This window comes from Enemella evansiae (assembly GCF_002250705.1).
GTDB lineage: Bacteria > Actinomycetota > Actinomycetes > Propionibacteriales > Propionibacteriaceae > Enemella > Enemella evansiae.
Genome location: NZ_NMVP01000005.1, coordinates 1 through 17,896, shown reverse-complemented (window position 1 = coordinate 17,896; position 17,896 = coordinate 1). Strand labels below are relative to the sequence as shown.

20 protein-coding genes and 1 other RNA gene are annotated in these 17,896 nt (G+C 69.4%); 13 read left to right on the top strand and 8 right to left on the bottom strand.

Annotated elements, in window-relative coordinates; genetic code table 11:
• Window positions 1-24 precede the first annotated feature (24 nt).
• Window positions 25-1,029, top strand: a complete 1,005-nt coding sequence (locus tag BI335_RS05730; RefSeq protein WP_094429892.1) for a DUF368 domain-containing protein — start codon at window positions 25-27, stop codon at window positions 1,027-1,029.
• A gap of 99 nt (window positions 1,030-1,128) precedes the next feature.
• On the opposite strand, the gene BI335_RS05725 is transcribed toward BI335_RS05730, so the two are convergent.
• Genes BI335_RS05725 through BI335_RS05715 form a run of 3 tightly spaced genes read right to left on the bottom strand, consistent with a single transcriptional unit; the run spans window position 1,129 to window position 4,169 of the window.
• Window positions 1,129-2,328: an Mrp/NBP35 family ATP-binding protein gene (locus tag BI335_RS05725; protein WP_094429891.1), complete on the bottom strand. Its 1,200-nt coding sequence runs from the start codon at window positions 2,326-2,328 to the stop codon at window positions 1,129-1,131.
• 21 nt (window positions 2,329-2,349) lie between these two features.
• The gene (locus tag BI335_RS05720) at window positions 2,350-2,919 is read right to left on the bottom strand and encodes a DUF1003 domain-containing protein (RefSeq protein WP_094428164.1); all 570 of its coding nucleotides are present in this window, start codon (window positions 2,917-2,919) and stop codon (window positions 2,350-2,352) included.
• Window positions 2,919-4,169 carry a magnesium transporter MgtE N-terminal domain-containing protein gene (locus BI335_RS05715; RefSeq protein ID WP_094356410.1) on the bottom strand — a complete coding sequence of 417 codons (1,251 nt, stop codon included), beginning with the start codon at window positions 4,167-4,169 and terminating at the stop codon, window positions 2,919-2,921. The genes BI335_RS05720 and BI335_RS05715 overlap by 1 nt, the downstream gene beginning before the upstream one ends.
• A 54-nt stretch (window positions 4,170-4,223) precedes the next feature.
• Between BI335_RS05715 and BI335_RS05710 the strand changes: the two genes are divergently transcribed.
• Genes BI335_RS05710 through BI335_RS05695 form a run of 4 tightly spaced genes read left to right on the top strand, consistent with a single transcriptional unit; the run spans window position 4,224 to window position 7,238 of the window.
• A complete protein-coding gene (locus BI335_RS05710) occupies window positions 4,224-5,186 on the top strand; it encodes an HpcH/HpaI aldolase/citrate lyase family protein (protein ID WP_094429890.1) in 963 nt (320 codons plus the stop codon).
• Window positions 5,187-5,188: 2 nt separating this feature from the next.
• Complete coding sequence (locus BI335_RS05705) at window positions 5,189-5,851, top strand: VOC family protein (RefSeq protein ID WP_144009077.1); 663 nt, start codon at window positions 5,189-5,191, stop codon at window positions 5,849-5,851.
• Window positions 5,852-5,896: 45 nt separating this feature from the next.
• Window positions 5,897-6,394 (top strand): YflT domain-containing protein, encoded by a 498-nt coding sequence (locus tag BI335_RS05700; RefSeq protein WP_094356413.1) that lies wholly within the window; start codon window positions 5,897-5,899, stop codon window positions 6,392-6,394.
• Between the two features lie 7 nt (window positions 6,395-6,401).
• Complete coding sequence (locus BI335_RS05695; protein WP_172421755.1) at window positions 6,402-7,238, top strand: 2-deoxy-5-keto-D-gluconate 6-phosphate aldolase domain-containing protein; 837 nt, start codon at window positions 6,402-6,404, stop codon at window positions 7,236-7,238.
• Here the strand turns inward: BI335_RS05695 and BI335_RS05690 are convergent.
• From BI335_RS05690 to BI335_RS05680, 3 genes are all read right to left on the bottom strand, one after another.
• Window positions 7,217-8,206 carry an aromatic ring-hydroxylating oxygenase subunit alpha gene (locus BI335_RS05690; protein ID WP_094428172.1) on the bottom strand — a complete coding sequence of 330 codons (990 nt, stop codon included), beginning with the start codon at window positions 8,204-8,206 and terminating at the stop codon, window positions 7,217-7,219. The two genes, BI335_RS05695 and BI335_RS05690, sit on opposite strands and share 22 nt — an antisense overlap.
• A 10-nt stretch (window positions 8,207-8,216) precedes the next feature.
• Window positions 8,217-9,329, bottom strand: a complete 1,113-nt coding sequence (gene corA / locus BI335_RS05685; protein WP_094356416.1) for a magnesium/cobalt transporter CorA — start codon at window positions 9,327-9,329, stop codon at window positions 8,217-8,219.
• Window positions 9,330-9,401: 72 nt separating this feature from the next.
• Window positions 9,402-10,904 carry an aminopeptidase P family protein gene (locus BI335_RS05680; RefSeq protein ID WP_094403358.1) on the bottom strand — a complete coding sequence of 501 codons (1,503 nt, stop codon included), beginning with the start codon at window positions 10,902-10,904 and terminating at the stop codon, window positions 9,402-9,404.
• A 19-nt stretch (window positions 10,905-10,923) separates the two neighbouring features.
• Here BI335_RS05680 and BI335_RS05675 point away from each other — a divergent pair, with 19 nt between their 5' ends.
• The 4 genes from BI335_RS05675 (at window position 10,924) to BI335_RS05660 (ending at window position 14,688) form a co-directional block, all read left to right on the top strand.
• The gene (locus tag BI335_RS05675; RefSeq protein ID WP_094428176.1) at window positions 10,924-11,790 is read left to right on the top strand and encodes an acyltransferase domain-containing protein; all 867 of its coding nucleotides are present in this window, start codon (window positions 10,924-10,926) and stop codon (window positions 11,788-11,790) included.
• Window positions 11,783-12,367, top strand: coding sequence for a histidine phosphatase family protein (locus BI335_RS05670; protein ID WP_094428178.1), 585 nt, complete (start codon window positions 11,783-11,785; stop codon window positions 12,365-12,367). The genes BI335_RS05675 and BI335_RS05670 overlap by 8 nt, the downstream gene beginning before the upstream one ends.
• 117 nt (window positions 12,368-12,484) lie before the next feature.
• Window positions 12,485-13,180, top strand: a complete 696-nt coding sequence (locus BI335_RS05665; RefSeq protein ID WP_094429888.1) for a zinc ribbon domain-containing protein — start codon at window positions 12,485-12,487, stop codon at window positions 13,178-13,180.
• A 53-nt stretch (window positions 13,181-13,233) separates the two neighbouring features.
• Window positions 13,234-14,688: an RNB domain-containing ribonuclease gene (locus BI335_RS05660; RefSeq protein WP_094429887.1), complete on the top strand. Its 1,455-nt coding sequence runs from the start codon at window positions 13,234-13,236 to the stop codon at window positions 14,686-14,688.
• Here the strand turns inward: BI335_RS05660 and BI335_RS05655 are convergent.
• Complete coding sequence (locus tag BI335_RS05655) at window positions 14,676-15,254, bottom strand: TetR/AcrR family transcriptional regulator (RefSeq protein ID WP_094403363.1); 579 nt, start codon at window positions 15,252-15,254, stop codon at window positions 14,676-14,678. The two genes, BI335_RS05660 and BI335_RS05655, sit on opposite strands and share 13 nt — an antisense overlap.
• Window positions 15,255-15,342: 88 nt before the next feature.
• Here BI335_RS05655 and BI335_RS05650 point away from each other — a divergent pair, with 88 nt between their 5' ends.
• Together BI335_RS05650 and rnpB are read left to right on the top strand one after the other, a co-directional pair.
• Window positions 15,343-15,783: a DoxX family protein gene (locus BI335_RS05650; RefSeq protein WP_094403364.1), complete on the top strand. Its 441-nt coding sequence runs from the start codon at window positions 15,343-15,345 to the stop codon at window positions 15,781-15,783.
• Between the two features lie 47 nt (window positions 15,784-15,830).
• An RNA gene (rnpB, locus tag BI335_RS05645) (RNase P RNA component class A) lies at window positions 15,831-16,179 on the top strand.
• Window positions 16,180-16,184: 5 nt separating this feature from the next.
• Here rnpB and map read toward each other — a convergent pair.
• Window positions 16,185-17,033, bottom strand: a complete 849-nt coding sequence (map, locus tag BI335_RS05640) for a type I methionyl aminopeptidase (protein WP_229119461.1) — start codon at window positions 17,031-17,033, stop codon at window positions 16,185-16,187.
• 69 nt (window positions 17,034-17,102) lie between these two features.
• Here map and BI335_RS21795 point away from each other — a divergent pair, with 69 nt between their 5' ends.
• Window positions 17,103-17,294, top strand: a complete 192-nt coding sequence (locus tag BI335_RS21795; RefSeq protein ID WP_208109379.1) for a hypothetical protein — start codon at window positions 17,103-17,105, stop codon at window positions 17,292-17,294.
• Between the two features lie 302 nt (window positions 17,295-17,596).
• Window positions 17,597-17,896: IS110 family transposase (locus BI335_RS05635; protein WP_144009076.1), on the top strand; the 300-nt coding region annotated here is incomplete at its 3' end.

The following is a 17,896-nucleotide window of genomic DNA, read 5'->3' as shown; positions in this document are numbered from 1 at the left end:
TTGTCACCCTCTCCGCGGAGCCTCATGACTGTCGAAACGCGCCCAGAGTCCGACGCCCGACCCAGTGCACCGCGGCGATCCCCATTCGCCCTGCTGATCAACTGGCTGCGCGGCATCCTCATCGGCATGGCCGAGCTGGTACCCGGCGTTTCCGGCGGTACCGTCGCCCTGGTCGTCGGCTGCTACGACGAGCTGATCGGATCGGCCTCCCACGTCGTCCGCGGGGTCGTCGGACTGATCCGACCCCCGGAGGGCAGGACGCGGGGCCAGGCGTTCCGCGAGCAGATCGGGGCCGTGCGCTGGTCCCTGGTGATCCCGGTGCTGATCGGCATGGGAACCGCCATCGTCGCGCTGTCCAGTGTGATGCACGCCTTCGTCCAGGGCAGCCCGGAACTGTCCCGGGCCCTCTTCGCCGGCATGGTGCTGGCCAGCCTGCTGGTGCCGATCTCGATGTTGGGCACCCAGACCCGCGCCCCGGGCGGGGCCGGCCGCCGGGTCCTCGAACTCGCGGTGGTGCTGGTGGTCGCGGCCGGGCTGTTCTGGCTGCTCGGCCTGCGGGACCCGGGCGCGGCCGCGACCAATCCTTCTCCGGTCTTCGTCTTCGTCGCCGCCGCCCTGGCGATCTGCGCGCTGGTCGTACCCGGCGTCTCCGGGTCCTTCCTGCTGCTGACGATGGGCCTGTACGCCCCGACGCTGGCCGCGGTGAGCAACCGGGACTTCGGCTACCTCGCGGTGTTCGCGCTGGGCGCGATCGTCGGGCTCGGGACCTTCGTGCAGGTGCTCAACTGGCTGCTCCGCAAGCACCGCCGCTGGACCCTGCTGGTGATGCTCGGTCTGATGGCCGGTTCGCTGCGCGCGCTGTGGCCCTGGCAGGCCGCCGACGGTTCGCTGCTCGCAATGCCCGCCGCACCGTGGTCGGCGATCGGGCTCTTCGTGGTCGGTGTCGCCGTCGTGCTGGTGATGTGGGGCATCGAGCGGGTCCTGATGCGGCGCCGGGCCGCCGCCGTGGCCCCGGCCCCGGTCGGCTGACTCGACCGAGCCACCCCTCCGCGCGAGACACCAGAAACTGCCACGAGGCCCCAGTTGCAACTGGGGCCTCGTGTCAGCTTCTGGTGTCTCGCCCGCGCGTCAGCGGCCCACCGGGCTGAGCCCGAGCTGCATGCCGACCACCGACTTCTTCTTCGCACCGATCCCGGCGGCCAACTCGCTCAACGCGATCGCGGCCGGATGCTCCGGCGCGGACTCGACGACCGGCGTACCCTCATCGCCGCCGGCGCGCAGCGACTCGTCCAGCGGGACCTGGCCGAGCAGCGCCACCGGATAGCCGAGCCGGGTGCTCAGCGTCTGCGCCACCTGCTCGCCGCCACCGGAGCCGAACAACTCGATCCGATAGTTGGCGCCGGTGTCGGGGGCGGTGAAGTCGAGGTAGGCCATGTTCTCGACCACCCCGATCACCCGCTGGTTCATCATCGAGGCCATCGTGCCGGCCCGCTCGGCGACCTCGGCGGCCGCCGCCTGCGGGGTGGTCACCACGATCACCTCGGCGTTCGGCAGCTTCTGGCCCATCGAGATCTGCACATCACCGGTACCGGGCGGCATATCGACCAGCAGGAAATCCAGGTCGCCCCAGTGCACATCGGCCAGCATCTGGGTCAGCGCCCGGTCCAGGATCGGGCCGCGCCAGGCGACCACCTGGGAGCGCTCCGGCTTCAGCATGCCGATCGACATCACCTGCAGGCCGTTGGTCGGCACCGGCAGGATCATCGACTCGTTCTCATCGCCGATCGAGGTCGGCCGGGCGTCGGCGATCCCAAGCATGGCAGGGATCGAGTGGCCATAGATGTCGGCATCGAGTACGCCGACCTTCTTGCCCTGGGCGGTCAGCGCGAGCGCCAGGTTGGTGGTCACCGAGGACTTGCCGACCCCGCCCTTGCCGGAGGCGACGCAGATCACCCGGGTCAGCGAATCGGGGCGGGCGAACGGGATCTCCCGCGGCGCCCGGCCGCCGTTGAGGGTCTTGCGCAGTTCGGCGCGCTGCTCCTCGGTCATCACGCCCAGCTGGACGCGTACCCCAGACACCCCGGCGATCCGGGACACCGCATTGGTCACGTCGCGCTCGATCGGGCCCTTCAACGGGCAACCGGCCGTGGTCAGCAGGATGCCGACGAACACCTCACCGGCCGCGTCGATGTCCACCCGCTCGACCATCCCCAGATCGGTGATCGGGCGTTTGATCTCGGGGTCGTTGACCGTCGCCAGGGCGGTCGTCACCCGCGGTACGAGGGGGTGATCCGGGTCGGCGTACTGGATGGTCGGCGCTTCGGACATGAGTGCCAGCCTATCTCGGGATCAACCCCCGACCGAACCGCGTTCGGGACCAGCTGCGGGCTCGTCGTGCTCGGCCAGCAGCTCGCGCAATTCCTTGCGCAGCTCGGAACGGATGTAGTCGCGGGTGGCCAGCTCGCCGACGTTCATCCGGACGCTGGCGATCTCGCGGGCCAGGAAGTCCATGTCGGCCCGGCTCTGTGCGGCCTGCCGGCGATCGTCCTCGACCGAGATCCGATCCCGCGCCTCCTGCCGGTTCTGCGCCAACAGGATCAGCGGGGCGGCGTAGGACGCCTGCAGGGACAGCACCAGGGTCAAGAAGATGAACGGGAACGGGTCGAAGCGCACCGACTCGGGCGCCAGGGTGTTCCACGCGATCCAGAGGATGATGATGATCGTCATCCACATCAGGAAGCCGGCGGTGCCCATGAACCGTGCGAAGGCCTCGGCGAACTCGCCGAAGGTGTCGCCGTCCATCCGGATCCGGGGGAATCGACTGCTCTCCCGTCCCGGTGTGTTCAGCCGGTCGCGGTCGCCCTTGTCCCGATCCCGCTTCTCGGGCCGGTCTCGCTTCTCGGCGCGTTCGCGGGCCATCAGTCACCTCCCTCCATGTGCTGACCGCGCCAGTCGGCGGGCAGCATGTGGTCCAACACGTCGTCGACGGTGACCGCACCCACCAGGTGCTGGTCGGCATCCACCACCGCCGCGTTCACCAGGTTGTAGGTGGCGAAGTGGCGGCTCACCGCGGTCAGCGGTGCATCGGCCGGCAGCGGTTCCAGGTCGTCGTCGATCAGCTGGGAGATCAGCGTCGACGGGGGTTCGCGGAGCAGGCGTTGGATGTGTACGCCGCCGACGTAGCGTCCGGTCGGGGTCTCCAGCGGGCTGCGGCAGACGTGCACCATGCAGGCCAGAGCCGGGGTCAGCTCGGCGATCCGGACCTTCGCCAGCGCATCGGCGACGGTGGCGTCGGGCGGCATGATCACCGGTTCCGGCGTCATCAGGCCACCGGCGGTGGACTCCTCATAGACCAGCAGGCGGCGGACGTCGGAGGCGTCCTCGGGCTGCATCCGGCCGAGCAACTCCTCGGCCTTCTCCTCGCCGAGCCCCGCGATCAGGTCGGCCGCGTCGTCGGGGTCCATCTCCTCGAGGATGTCGGCGGCGCGCTCGACCTCCATGCTGGAGATCACCTCGATCTGCTCGCTCTCCGGCAGCTCCTCCAGGGCATCGGCCAACCGGGCGTCGTCGAGCGCCTCGACCACCTGGGCGCGGCGTTCGGGATCCATGTCGTGCAGCTCGCGGGCGACATCGGCGGCGTGCATGTCCTCCAGCTCGGCCAGCACCTGGTCGTGCTCCCGGCTCTGCGGTGAGGGACGCAGCACATCGACATCGGACCAGTCGACGATCGTGACGTGCGGCTTGCGCCGGAATCCGCGGCCGGCGACCTCGGCCACCGCCACCTCGGCCAGCTCCCACTCCCGGCCCCGGACCTGCTGCATCGAGATGTCGTAGACCGTCACCGGTTCGGTGTGGTTGCGCCGGTGCACCCGGCGGTCGAAGAGGTCGTCGATCACCAGCGTCTCGGCCTCGTGGCGGGTGAATCGGCGGGTGTTGATGGTGCCGGAGATGACCACCTGCTGCGCGTCGATGGAGTGCACCCGGGCCATGTTCACGAAGATCCGTTGCCGGGCGAACAGCTCCACCACCAGGCCCTTCGCCCGCGGCGCCCGGCCCTCGGTACGGACCTGGATGACCACGTCGCGGACCTTGCCGATCTGGTCACCGCCGGCGTCCACGACATTCATGCCGCGGATCCGGGAGATGAAGATGGAGGTCGAGGAAGTCACCCGGGAAGGTTACTGCCTACCGACCAGCGGATGTGTCCGGTCTAGGGTCGTGGCATGGACGCTGAACAGGTACGCCGCACGGTGCTGGCGGTGCCCGGGTCGTCGGACCGTTTCCTCGCCAAGGCCCGCGGGCTGAGCGTCGATGCGGTCTTCCTCGACCTGGAGGACGCGGTGGCGCCGAGCGCCAAGGTGGAGGCGCGGCAGCGGATCGTGGCCGCGCTCCGGCAGGACTGGGCGGCGCCGCTGCTGACGGTGCGGGTCAACGACTGGAGCACCGAGTGGACCTATGCCGATGTGATCGAGGTGGTCTCCGGCGCCGGGGCGCGGATCGATGCGCTGGTGCTGCCCAAGGTGCAGTCCGCCGACCAGGTCGTCGCCCTGGATCTGCTGCTCACCCAGCTCGAACGGGGGCAGGGTCTCGAGGTGGGCCGGATCGGGATCGAGGCCCAGATCGAGGACGCCCGCGGGCTGCTGGCGGTCGAGGCGATCGCCGGTGCCAGCCCGCGGATGCGGTCGCTGGTCTTCGGGCCGGGGGATTTCATGGCCTCGGTCGGGATGGCATCCACCAATGTGGGGGAGCAGCCGGCCGGTTACGACGCCGACGCCTTCCACCACGTGCTGTTCACCATCCTGGTCGCCGCCCGGGCGCACGGGTTGGCCGCGATCGACGGGCCGTTCGTCGCGATCCGCGATCTGGAGGGGTTCCGCCGCTCGGCCCGGCGCAGCGCCGCCCTCGGTTATGACGGCAAATGGGTGCTGCACCCCGACCAGGTCGCCGCCGGCAACGAGATCTTCACCCCCGGCAGGGCCGACTTCGAACGCTCGCAACGAATCATCGAGGCGTACGCCGCAGCGACCGCGTCCGCCGGTGGCGCGGTCGGGGCGATCGTGGTGGACGACGAGATGGTCGACGAGGCCGGGATGAAGATCGCCCAGCGGATCGTCGCCAAGGGCCGCGCGGCCGGGCTGGACGACGGTGCCCGGGATGCCGGCACCGACATCTACGACGGGGAGTGAAGATGGCGCGCTTCAAGGATCTGGCTCTGGACACCGACGACCAGGCGACCTCGGTGGAGTTCTGGGCGGCGGTGCTCGGCCTGGACGCCGACCTGCGCGATCCGGGGGAGCCGCAGCCGCTGCGCGGGAGTGTCGCGGAGGAGACCGTCTGGGTGAACGTGGTGCCCGAACCGAAGACGCAGAAGGCCCGAGCCCACCTGGATGTGCATGCGGCCTCGGTGGAGGATGTCACCTCACTCGGTGCCGAGATGGTCGCCGAACATCCCGATTGGACGGTGCTGCGCGCACCCGACGGGCTCGAGCTCTGCGTGTTCGTGCGGGAGACGGTGCCGACGTACCGGTTGTACGAACTGGTGCTGGACTGTGCCGATCCGGGTGCCCAGGCCCGCTGGTGGGGTGAGCGGTTCGGCGTACCCGCCGACACCGAACCGGATGTCGACTGGTGGTGGATCACCGGTGCCGGGCTGCCGTTCGAGAGCATGGTGTTCGTCGGCGTACCGGAACCCAGGCAGGGGAAGAACCGGTTGCACTGGGATGTCTGGGGCAGCGTCGAGGAGTTCACCGACGCCGGTGCGAGGATCGTGTCGCCGCGCGCCGACGACCGGCCCTGGGACGTGCTCGCCGACCCGGAGGGCAACGAGTTCTGCGTGTTCACGGAGGACTGATCGGTCTCGGTAGACTGGGCCCCACGCCGAACCCGGGAGGAAACCATGTCCGTACCATTCCAGGGGCTGAGCTTCGAACTCGAGTTCCCGCAGTCGGTCGGGGTCTACGAGAAGTATGAAGACGCCCAGCGAGCCGTGGATTTCCTTGCCGACAACCGATTCCCGGTGCAGAACCTGGCGATCGTCGGCACGGACCTGAAGCTCATCGAGCGGGTCACCGGCCGCAAGAGCTGGGCCACGGTGATCCGGTCCTCGGCGCTGTCGGGGATCAGCACCGGTCTGCTCGTCGGCATCCTGCTGTCGCTGTTCACCCAGGGCAACAACTTCCTGGTGATGCTGCTCGTCGCGATCCTGGTCGCGGTGGTGATCAGCATCATCTTCGGTGGCCTCGCCTATTCGATGACCGGCGGCAAGCGCGACTTCAACTCGGTCCGCACCACCGTCCCCTCGAAATACGAGATCCTCTGCGAGCACAAGGTCGCCGCCCAGGCCCGTGAGGAGCTGGCCAAGCTGCCCGGCGCCCGCGCCGCCGACTTCCAGTGAGTCGGCCGTGGCCGATCTGCTGCTGCTCGCCGTCGACGACCGTCGGTGGCTGATCCGGCAACTGTTCGGTCACGACGGGCCGCCGCAGGCGGGGGAGCAACCGTTCGTCACCGAGGCCATCCGGTTGGTGCTCGACGGGTTGGTGCCGGCCGCCGGTGGTCGGCGGGAGACTGGTCTGGTCATCGACCATCGGCTGGAGCCGGGGATCGGTGAGTGGGCACGGGCCCACCGGTTCCAGCTCGCGTTGCCGATCGCGCTCGACGCGGCCGGGGATGACGACCCCGGTCCGGAGGAGCTCCCGGACCTGCTGCGGCGCTACCGGCCCGACCACGTGAAAGTGTTGCTCCGTCACGATTCCGTCGATCGTGCGGCCCCGGAGACGATGCGGCGGCGACTCGCCGAGACCTGCCGGGCCGCCCATGCCGCCGACGCCAACGTGCTGGTGGAACTGCGGCTCGCCGGCACCGATGACGGTGACGACCCGGAGCCGGCGGAATCGACGGCGGCCGCGATGCGCGCCCTGGGCGAGGCGGCCGAGGTGGACTTCTGGGCCGTGCCGCCGCAGGCGGGCGCTGCGGCGTACCGGATGCTGCGGGAGACCGCCGACGAACAGGGCGCGGAGTGTCTGCTGGTCACCGGCGCCGGCCGCGGTATCGCGGTGCTGGAGGAGCGGATCGCGCAGGCTGCCGGCGAGGGGTTCTCCGGTTTCGCGGTGGGCCGGGCGGTCTGGTGGCATGCGCTGCAGGAACTGCACCGCGACGCCACCACCCGGTCGACGGGCCTGGCCGAGATCACCGAGCGATTCGCGGCCTGCGTCCGCTCCTATCGTTCCGCGGGCCGCTGAGCCCGCGGATCGGCCACCACGCTGTCGCGCAGCTCCCGGTTGAACCAGCTGCGGAACCGTAACGTGGCCCGGTCGGTCGGGACCGAGGTCTCCACCGCGCCGCGCGGCACCACCACCGGATCCGAGGACTCCACCACGGCCCGGTCCTGGTGCAGCACCAGGGTGTTGAACCGGTTGAACGCCAGCGAGGCGGCGGGATTGCGGGCGAAGTTGCGGGTGGTGATCAGCAGCATCCGGACCCGGTCGGTCTCGGCCGGGATGCAGTAGACCTGGATCCGCATCATCCGCGGCGCCGGCAGGGTGTCCAGCACCATCGAGTTCGGGGCGTACCACTTCAGTGTCGCCCCGGGGTCGTTCTCGTCCAGCCAGGGGACCAGGTCGTAACCGAAGTCGGTGTCCCGGATCTCCTGGTGCAGTTGGGAATCCGGCGTCTGCTTGGCCCGCACGAACCGGCCGATGGTGTTGCGGTGCACATAGGGCAGATGGGGATAGTCGAGCATGTTCTCCATCGCCCGGGTCCAGTGCGCGTCCCAGGTCTCGGTATGGGTGAAGCGGATCAGCGAGTCATCCAGCAGGGTCTCGGGCAGCTGCGGTTCGGTGTCCGGATCGAATCCGGTGAACACCCACAGCAGACCACCCAGTTCGCGATGCGGCAGCGCCGTCGCACCGCGCCGGTCCCGGCCGTGACCGGCCGTCAGGTCCGGGTTGAACGGGATCCGGGTGCAGCTGCCCGCATCGTCGAAACGCCAACCGTGGAAGGCGCACTGGATGCCACCGTCGGCGGTCCGTTTCCCCAGCGCCAGGGAGACGCTGCGGTGCGGACAGCGATCCAGCAGCACTCCGACCCGGTCCGCGTCGACCCGCCAGACGACAAGCTGTTCACCCGCCACCGCCACCCGCTGCGGCCGCGCTCCGATCCGGCGCAGCGGCAGCACCGGCGTCCACTGGCGGGCGAATCCCTCGAACATGTTCGGCCTCCTAGAGCCAGCGGTTGCGGCGGAAGCCGAAGTAGAGGGAGAGCATCACGATCGCGATCAGCCCGAGCACCAGGAAGTAGCCATACTTCCAACTCAGCTCCGGCATGTTCTCGAAGTTCATCCCATAGATGCCGGCGATCATCGTGGGAACCGCCACGATCGCAACCCAGGCAGAGATCTTGCGCATGTCCTGGTTGTCCTCGACGCTGGCCCGCGCCAGCGCCGCCGACAGGATCGTGGACAGCACCTCGTCGAAGGACTGCACCGCTTCCCGGGCTTCCAGATGATGGTCGCTCAGTTCGCGGAAGTACGCCCGGGCGTCCTCGGGGATGGTGACGATCGGCCGCGATGCCAGCGCCTGCAGCGGGGCACCGAGCGGCACCACCGAGCGCTTGAACTCGATCAGCTCGCGTTTGAGGTTGTAGACCCGGTTGATCTCGTGCGCCCCCTGCCGGGAGAACACCAGCCCCTCGATCTCGTCGATGTCCTTCTCGAACTCCGCGACCACCCCCATGTAGTCGTCGATGATCTTGTCCATCACCGAATAGAGCACCTCGGCCGGGCCGCGCATCAGCCGCCCCGGATCGGCCTCCAGTCGGGATCGCAGCGTCCGCAGCTGGGCATGCTCACCGCGGCGTACCGTCATCACGAAGTTGCTGCCGACGAAGATCATCACCTGACCGGTGGAGACGATCTCGGAGGAATCGGTGAGCTCGGTGTGATCGACATAGGCGACCGTCGAGATCACCGCGAACAGGGTGTCGCCGAACTGCTCCAGCTTGGAGCGGGTGTGGCCCTCGACCGCGTCCTCGATCGCCAGCGGGTGCAGGTTGAACTGCTTGGCGAAGCCGGACATGTCCTCATCGGAGGGATCCTTCAACCCCAGCCAGACGAACCCCTCACCGCGCAGGGCGCGCTCGGTGGCCACCTCCAGCTCGGTGCAGTCGTCCCGCACCCCGTCCACGTAGTGCGCCCAGGCCACCACCGAGCTCGGCGGTGCCGAACCCTCCGGTTGCAGCATCCGGGGCTTCGGTCTGCTCAGTCCGCGGAGCGGGGAGGGGTAGCGGGGACGCGTCGGCTGAGTCGCCGGCCGGCGCGGGCCTTGGTCTGCCATGGTGACCTCCTTCGGACTGCACTCGATGCTCCTTCACGACGGTGGCCCGGTGATCGACCCCTCGGCTGTCCCTCAGCCCCGGTCGGCGTCGAGCAGTGGAGCCATCCACGACTCCACCTCGGCCGCGCTGCGCGGCAGCATCGCCGACAGATTCTCGTTGCCGTCCTCGGTGATCAGGATGTCATCCTCGATCCGTACGCCGATCCCGCGGAACCGCTCGGGTACCAGCAGATCGTTCTCGCGGAAGTAGATACCCGGTTCGACGGTGATCACCATGCCGGGGAGCAGCGTACCCTCGCGGTACATCTCCCGGCGAGCCTGGGCGCAGTCGTGCACGTCGATGCCCAGATGGTGCGAGGTGCCGTGCACCATCCAGCGGCGGTGCTGGCCGCCGGTCTCCGGGTCGAGGGTCTCGGCGACCTCGACCGGCAGGATTCCCCACTGGTGCAGGTGTTTCGCGATCACCGCGATCGCCGCATTGTGCACGTCCAGGAACTTCGCACCCGCCCGAGCGGCCTCGATCCCGGCCTGCTGGGCCTCCAGCACCGCCTCGTAGACCTCGCGCTGGGCGTCGGTGAACCGGCCACCGACCGGCAGGGTCCGGGTGATGTCGGCGGTGTAGAGGGTGTCCAGCTCCACCCCGGCGTCCATCAGCAGCAGCTCGTCGCCTCGGATGTCGCCGTCGTTGCGGATCCAGTGCAGGGTGCAGGCATGGTTGCCGGCGGCGGCGATGGTGTCGTAACCGACGGCATTGCCGGCGTGCCGGGCGTGCAGCCCGAAGACGCCCTCCACCCAGCGCTCACCGCGGCCCCGACGGACCGCCTCGGGCAGATCCCGGACGACCGCCTCGAACGCCTTGGCCGACTCGGCGCAGGCCTGCCGCAGCTGCTCCACCTCGAACTCGTCCTTGACCAACCGCAGCTCGCTGAGTGCGGTCGCCAGCTGCTGGTCGGCCTCCTCGGTCGCCGTCGTCTCGGTCACCGCGGCCTCGGTCTCCTTGCTGCGCAGCGAATCCAGCCGTTCGGTGAGCCCCGGATCGGCGTCCCGGACGATCCGCACCCGGGTGCTGCCGAGGTTCTTCGCCAGCGCGTCCTCCAGATCGGCGATATCGGCGACCGACACCCCGGTGAGCGCTTCCATCTCGGCCAGCGACTCGCGCTGGCCGACCCACATCTCGCCATAGCGGGCGTCGGCGTAGAACTCCTCGGCCTCCCGCGGTGCCCGCGGCTTGAAATACAGGGTCGCCTCGTGGCCGTCGTCGGTCGGCTCCAGCACCAGCACCGCGTCCGGTTCCCGGTCGCTGCCCAACCCGCTCAGGTGTGCGAACGCCGAGTGCGGGCGGTAGCGGTAGTCGGTGTCGTTGGAGCGCACCTTGAGCCCACCGGCGGGGATCACCAGCCGGTCACCGGGGAACTGCTCGCTGACCTTGTTCCGGCGCGCCGGGGTCCACGCGGCGGTGGCCAGCGGCTCGGGCAGTTCGGTGGCGTAGGGCGCCCATCCGGTCGGGATGAACTCCTTGAACGCCTCGGAGAACGGCACTCCGCGGGCGGGCTGTTTCGGCTGCTGCTCACTCATATTGGGCATCATAGGCCGGGTGGACGTACGCCTCCGTCTCCGCGAGGAGCACCTCGACCCCCGCCTGCCGCTGCTCGGATTCCACGACGACGACCTCTTCGATCTGCTGACCCGGATCCCGGCCATCGGCGCCGACCCCGCCGCGGTGGCCCGGCTGAACGAGCTCGCCGCCGCCCTGGTGGCGCACCTGGACGACCCCGGCGCCGAGCTCTACACCGACGACGACGCCGACCACCCGTTGGGCGCCGGGCTGCTGCCGATGCTGGCGATGATCGCCACCGCCGACGATGTGGTGCAGCGGCTGCGGGAACGCGAGATCCCCGACGAGCTGGGTTGGCGTTCGCTGTCCGATCTGGGCCAGCAGGTGTGGGTGCACCGGCAGACCTTCGGGGAGTTCGGGTTGCACACCCATCGCTGGTTGCGGATCGCCTGGGCCGGCCGACTGTTCTGGCTGGGCCGGTTGCAGTACGAACTGGCCGCACTCGACGGCGGCGGGTGGGAGGCGTCCATCCACATCCCGCAGACCGGTTCGCTGACCCCGGCCGCGGTCGACGAATCGCTCGCCCTCGCCGAGGAGTTCTTCGCCCGCCACTTCCCGGACCGGCTGCCGGTGCGCTATCGCTGCACCAGCTGGTTGCTCGACCCGGAACTGGGCGCCGGCCTGCCGGGCAGCAACATCGCGAGCTTCGCCGAGCGGTTCGCGCTGACCGAGCAGGGCACCAGCCCCGGGGACGCCGACGCGATCTTCTTCACCTACCGGCGCCGGGGAACCACCGATCCGGCCGTGCTGCCGCGGCGTACCAGCCTGGAACGGTTGGTCGCCGACCGGTTGGCCGCGGGGCAGCACTGGCAGGTCCGGACCGGGATACTCTCTGCACATGGCTGACCAAACCGAGCTCTATCTGGTCCGGCACGGGCAGACCGAGTGGAGCCAGTCGGGCCGGCACACCGGGCGTACCGATCTGGATCTGACCGCGGTCGGCGCCATGCAGGCGAGTGCGCTGGAACCGCTGCTCCGCGGCCGCGACTTCGGCCTGGTGCTGAGCAGCCCGCGGCTGCGGGCCCGGCACACCGCCGACCTGGCCGGTTTCGGCGGGCGCTACGAGGTCACCGAGGACCTGGCCGAGTGGGACTACGGCGACTACGAGGGGCTCACCTCGGTGCAGATCCGCGAGCAGGTGCCGGACTGGCGGATCTGGACCGGTGCGGTCCCCGGCGGGGAGACGGCCGAGGAGGTGCTGCAGCGGCTGGGTCGGGTCGTCGACCGGGTACGCCGCAGCGGCGTCGACCGCGCCATCTGCTTCGGCCACGGGCACTCACTGCGGGTGTTGACGCTGGCCTGGCTGGGCCTGGGCATCGAACACGGGGCGAGCTTCCCGCTGGAGACCGCCTCGATCTCGGTGCTCGGCTGGGAGAAGGAATCGCCGGCGATCCGGCGCTGGAACCTGACCACCGAACGCTGAACGCCCCGGTTCCCGCGCGCTAGGATCGCGGGGCACGAGTCCTATGTTCCAGTCCACAGGGGAGCCGACATCAAAGCCGAACCAGCAGCCCAGCAGCAACTGCTCACCCTGCAGGGTGTGGACACCGAGATCGCGCAGTTGCAGCACCAGCGCGGCGCCCTGCCCGAACATCAGCAGATCGCCGGGATGCTGGCCGACCGCAAGCAGCTGCTCGGCGACTACACCGAGGCCGAGACCCGGGTCAGCGACCTGCAGCGCGACCAGGCGAAGGCCGAGGCCGACCTGGAGCCGGTCCGGGCCCGCAAGGTCCGCGACCAGGAGCGGATCGACTCCGGTGCGATCACCGACCCGAAGGCGCTGCGCGGCCTGATCGACGAGGTCGAGCACCTCACCCGGCGGATCTCGGATCTGGAGGACGCCGAGCTCGAGGTGATGGAGGAACTCGAGCAGGCGACCAGCCGGTTCGGCGAGCTGCAGCAGCGGCGCGGCACCCTGGAGGATGAGATCCGGGCGCTGATGCGGACCCGGGACGGTCAGGTCGGCGAACTGGACACCAAGATCGAACACGCCGGTACCGAGCGGGCGACCATCGCTGCCAAGATCCCCGAGGCCCTGCTGGCGGCGTACGAGAAGACCCGCGCCAGCAAGGGCGGGGTCGGCGCGGCCGAACTGGTGCACGGCCGCTGCAGCGGATGCCGGCTCGACCTGAACGCCGCCGACCTGCGGGCGTACGCCGCCGCACCCGCCGATGAGGTGCTGCGCTGCGAGGAGTGCGGCCGGATCCTGGTGCGCACCGCGAACTCGGGCCTGTAGTTTCGCCCCCGGTACTCCGCCCCGAACACCGAGCCTGACGAAGGAGAGCAACGATGCCCATCCGTCCTGCGCCGATTCTCCAGACCGTGCCGCCGGAACTGGCCGAGGGACTGGAGCGACTCCGGACCGAGCTGGGCGTCCCCGACGGTTTCCCGCCGGAGGTGACCGCCGCCGCCGAGCGGGCCGCCGCCGCACCGCGGCTGCCGCAGACCGATCGCACCGGCCTGGAGTTCGTCACCATCGACCCGCCCGGTTCGATGGATCTGGATCAGGCGCTGTTCATCGAGCGCGACGGCAGCGGTTACCTGGTCTGGTATGCGATCGCCGACGTCGCCGCCTTCGTCGATCCCGGCGGCCCGATCGATGCGGAGGCGCACCGCCGCGGGCAGACCTTCTATGCCCCGCACCAGCGCACCGCGCTGCATCCGCCGGAGCTGTCGGAGGATGCCGCCAGTCTGCTGGAGGACCAGGTGCGCCCGGCGCAGCTGTGGCGGTTGCCGGTCGACGAGCGCGGCCAGTGCACCGAACCGAGTGTGCAGCGGGCGCTGGTCCGCAGCCGGGCCCGGCTGACCTACGAGCAGGTGCAGGCCCAGCTCGACGACGGCACCGCCGGGGAATCGTTGCAGCTGCTCAAGGAGGTCGGGCTGTTGCGCGAACAGGTGGAGCGCGAACGCGGCGGGGTCAGCCTGAACATTCCCGAGCAGGAGGTGCACGTCGCCGACGACGGTTCCTGGGTGTTGGCGTTCCGCTCCACGCTGCCGGTGGAGGGCTGGAACGCACAGATCTCGCTGCTCACCGGGATGGCGGCCGCGCAGCTGATGCTGGCCGCCAAGATCGGCATCGTCCGCACCCTGCCGCCGGCCGATGAGGGTTCGCTGCGCAAGCTCCGCACCACCGCCCGTGCGCTCGGCATCGACTGGCCGGCCGAGATGGACTATCCGGAGTTCGTGCGCAGCCTGGATCCCAGCAGGAGCAGGGATGCGGCGATGATGTACGCCTGCACGACCCTGTTCCGCGGGGCCGGTTACGCGGCCTTCAACGGCACGGTACCCGAGCAGGCGCAGCACGCCGCGCTGGCGATCGAGTACGCCCACTGCACCGCGCCGCTGCGCCGGCTGATTGACCGCTACACCGGGGAGATCTGTGTCGCGATCAGCGCGGGGGAGCCGGTACCGGAGTGGGTGACCAGCGAACTCGACGGGCTGCCCGAGACGATGGCCGCCTCGGACCGGCGGGCCAAGCAGTACGAACGCGGGATCGTCGACCTGACCGAGGCGCTGGTGCTCTCGACCCGGGTCGGGGAACAGTTCACCGGCACCGTGGTCAGCATCGACGAGGACGGGTCCAAGGGCCGCCTGGTCGTCGCCGACCCCGCCGTCGAGGCGAACGTGACGGGGAAGCAGCTGCCGCTCGGCGAGCAGGTCACCGCGACCCTGGTCAAGGCCGATGTGGCCAAGGGCGAGGTCCGCTTTGAGGTGGGCCCGGGGGAGGCTGCTCAGTCCGCCTGAGTCCCGGCGGGGGTGAAGAGTGCGGCGGTCATCCGCCGCACCCAGGTCTCGGGGTCCTCGGCGGTGTACCGCGGATCGAGTGCCCCGTTCAGCCAGAGCGTCGCAAAACCATGCACCACGGAGAATCCGACGAGCCGCACGGTGTCGATCCGCTGCTCGTCGGCGACCTGGGCGGCGCCTGAGTCGAGCCGTGCCCGGGCTGCTGCCATGGCGGCGACCAGCGCCGGATCGTCGGTGTGCACCAGGGCGGCGTCGAACATCACCGGATAGTGGCCGGGGTGGTCGAGGGCGAACCGGACGTAGCGAACCGCCTGTCCCGCGAAATCCTGCACACTCTCGCCGAGTGCGGCCGCCAACCGCTCGAAGCCCTGAGCGGCCAGGGCGGTGAACAGCCCGCGCCGGTCGCCGAAGTGGTGCGCCGGAGCGGCATGGGACACCCCGGCAGCGGTGGCCAGTCGGCGCAGCGTCACCCGATCCGGGCCCACCTCGGCAACCATGGCTGCGGCGTGGTCCAGCAGCTCGGCCCGCAGATTGCCATGGTGATAGCTCGTTCCCGATGGCGTCATGGCGGCAACCTAGATCGGAAACTTGACACTGGCAAGTTCGATCGCCGACACTCAATCTAGTCAATGTCTAGATGCGGGGAGTCCGATCATGGCGCCGTTGCTCATCCTGCTCGTGACGACCGGTCTCGCCCGGTTGGTCGGCTGGCTCGGGTATGCACCGCTGGACGGTTGGAGCACGGCCGTGGCCCTCGGGCTGGCCGCCATGTTCCTGGTCACCGGGTCCGCCCACTTCACCCCGGCCAAGCGCCGGGGGATGGTGATGATGGTCCCGCCGGTGCTTCCGCGGCCGGATCTGTTGGTGACCATCACCGGCGTTCTCGAACTCGCCGGAGCGGTCGGCCTGCTGGTCCCGCTCACCCGCGGTCTCGCTGCGGGCTGCCTGGCACTGCTGCTGGTGGTGATGTTCCCGGCGAACTGGCGCGTCCAGACGAAGTTCAGACAGAGCCCGATGGTCTCGATGCCCCTGTGGGCGCGGACGCTGACCCAGGTGGTCTTCCTGGCCGCCTGTCTCGTGGTCGTCGTCGGTTGACCGTGGATTGGTCGCGCGGTCGCCGCCGCCCTAGAATCGTGCCCAGACGAGGCAGCCAGGCGATCGCGGCACCCATGGGTGTCGAGGAAAGTCCGGACTCCACAGAGCAGGGTGGTGGGTAACGCCCACCCGGGGTGACCCGCGGGCCAGTGCCACAGAAAACAGACCGCCCCGGCGTTCGCGCCGGGGTAAGGGTGAAAAGGCGGTGTAAGAGACCACCGGCACCCCGGGTGACCGGGGTGGCCTGGTAAACCCCACCCGGAGCAAGACCAGACAGGCAGCGTTCGAGGGTTGCTCGCCCGAGCTGCCGGGTAGGTCGCACCAGGCCGTTGGTGACAACGGTCGCAGATGGATGATCGCCCTCGACAGAATCCGGCTTACCGGCTGCCTCGTCCTCCATCTCAGGGCAGGGTGAGGATCTCCGCACCGTCGGGGTTGATCACCACGGTGTGCTCCCACTGCGCCACCCGGGAGCGGTCGGTGGTGAGCACGGTCCAGCCGTCGTCCCACATCTCCCAGTCGATGCCGCCCAGGGTGATCATCGGCTCGATGGTGAAGGTCATCCCGACCTCGATCACATCGTCGAACTGTGGCGCGTCGTAGTGCGGGATCACCAGCCCGGAATGGAATGCGGTGTGCACCCCGTGCCCGGTGTAGTCACGCACCACGCCATAGCCGAAGCGCTTGGCGTACGCCTCGATCACCCGGCCGATCACGTTCACCTGCCGGCCCGGCCTGGCCGCGCGGATGCCGCGCATCATCGCCTCGTGGGTGCGCTCCGAGAGCAGCCTCGATTCCTCGGAAACCTCACCACAGAAGAAAGTGGCGCAGTTGTCGCCGTGTACGCCGTCGAGGTGGGCGGTGAGGTCGATCTTGACCAGATCGCCGTCCTCGAGGGGCCGCTGGTCGGGGATCCCGTGGCAGATCACCTCGTTGATCGAGGTGCAGATCGCCTTCGGGAAACCGCGGTAGCCGACGGTCGAGGGATAGGCGCCGTGATCGCAGATGAACTCGTGCGCGATCGCGTCGAGCTCGTCGGTGGTCACCCCGGGGGCGACATGCCTGCCGGTCTCGGCCAGTGCCTGTGCCGCCAGCTTCCCGGCCGCCCGCATCTTCTCGATGACCTCCGCCGACTGCACGTTCGACCCGGTGTAGGGCTCCGGCCGGTCCCTGCCGACATAGCGAGGACGCGGAATGCGCGCCGGGACGGGGCGGACGGGGTTCACCGGATACTGTTGCACTACGGTCACGGCAGCGATGATATGCCGTTCCACCAGCCGGCCAGCGGTCGGCGAACAGGGCCGATGAGAAGGAGCAGGATGAGCGAGCGCGAAGACCTCTGGTACTACAACCTCAAGACCCGTCAGGTCGAACACGGCGACGGCGGCCGGGCCGAGGATCGCCTTGGTCCGTACCCGACCAAGGAGGCCGCACAGAACGCGCTGGAGACCGTCCAGGAGCGCAATGAGGCCTGGGACGACGACCCGAAGTGGAACGACAAGGACGAGTGATGCGGGGGGCCCACGGCGGCTCATCTCGACACAGTGAGGATGGTGGTGGGGGTCCGGTGGCCTTGGGGATGATGTCTTTGGGGTCTGGGTTGTTCGTTTGACCGATCTCGACACTGGCGCTGTTGGTTGGGTGCCTTGAACGCGACTTGTCGACGGCCGGCCCGCCGGGCCCCTCTTTCGGTTTGGATGGCCAGACCGGGCGGGTGTGACTTGATAGGACCTTGATCGGTGTCTCATCACTGTGGTGTCCGCCCGGCCTGGGAGGTCATCCCTCGATCCAGTTGTAGAGGGAGACATCACCCATGATGACCACCAACCATGCCACGCCTCAAGACCCGACCCCGGTGGTGGCCGGGGTCGATACCCATCAACGCACCCATCACGCGGTCGTGCTCACCGAGACCGGGGTGTTGTTGGCTGATCGGGAGTTCCCGGTCTCCCGCGCGGGTTATGCCGCGTTGGTGGACTGGGTCGTCGGCCACGGACCGATCACCGCGATCGGGGTCGAGTCGACCGGTTCGTATGGGGCCGGGTTGACGGTGCATCTGCTGGCGGCCGGGATCGAGGTGATCGAGGTCAACCGGCCCGATAAGACCACCCGG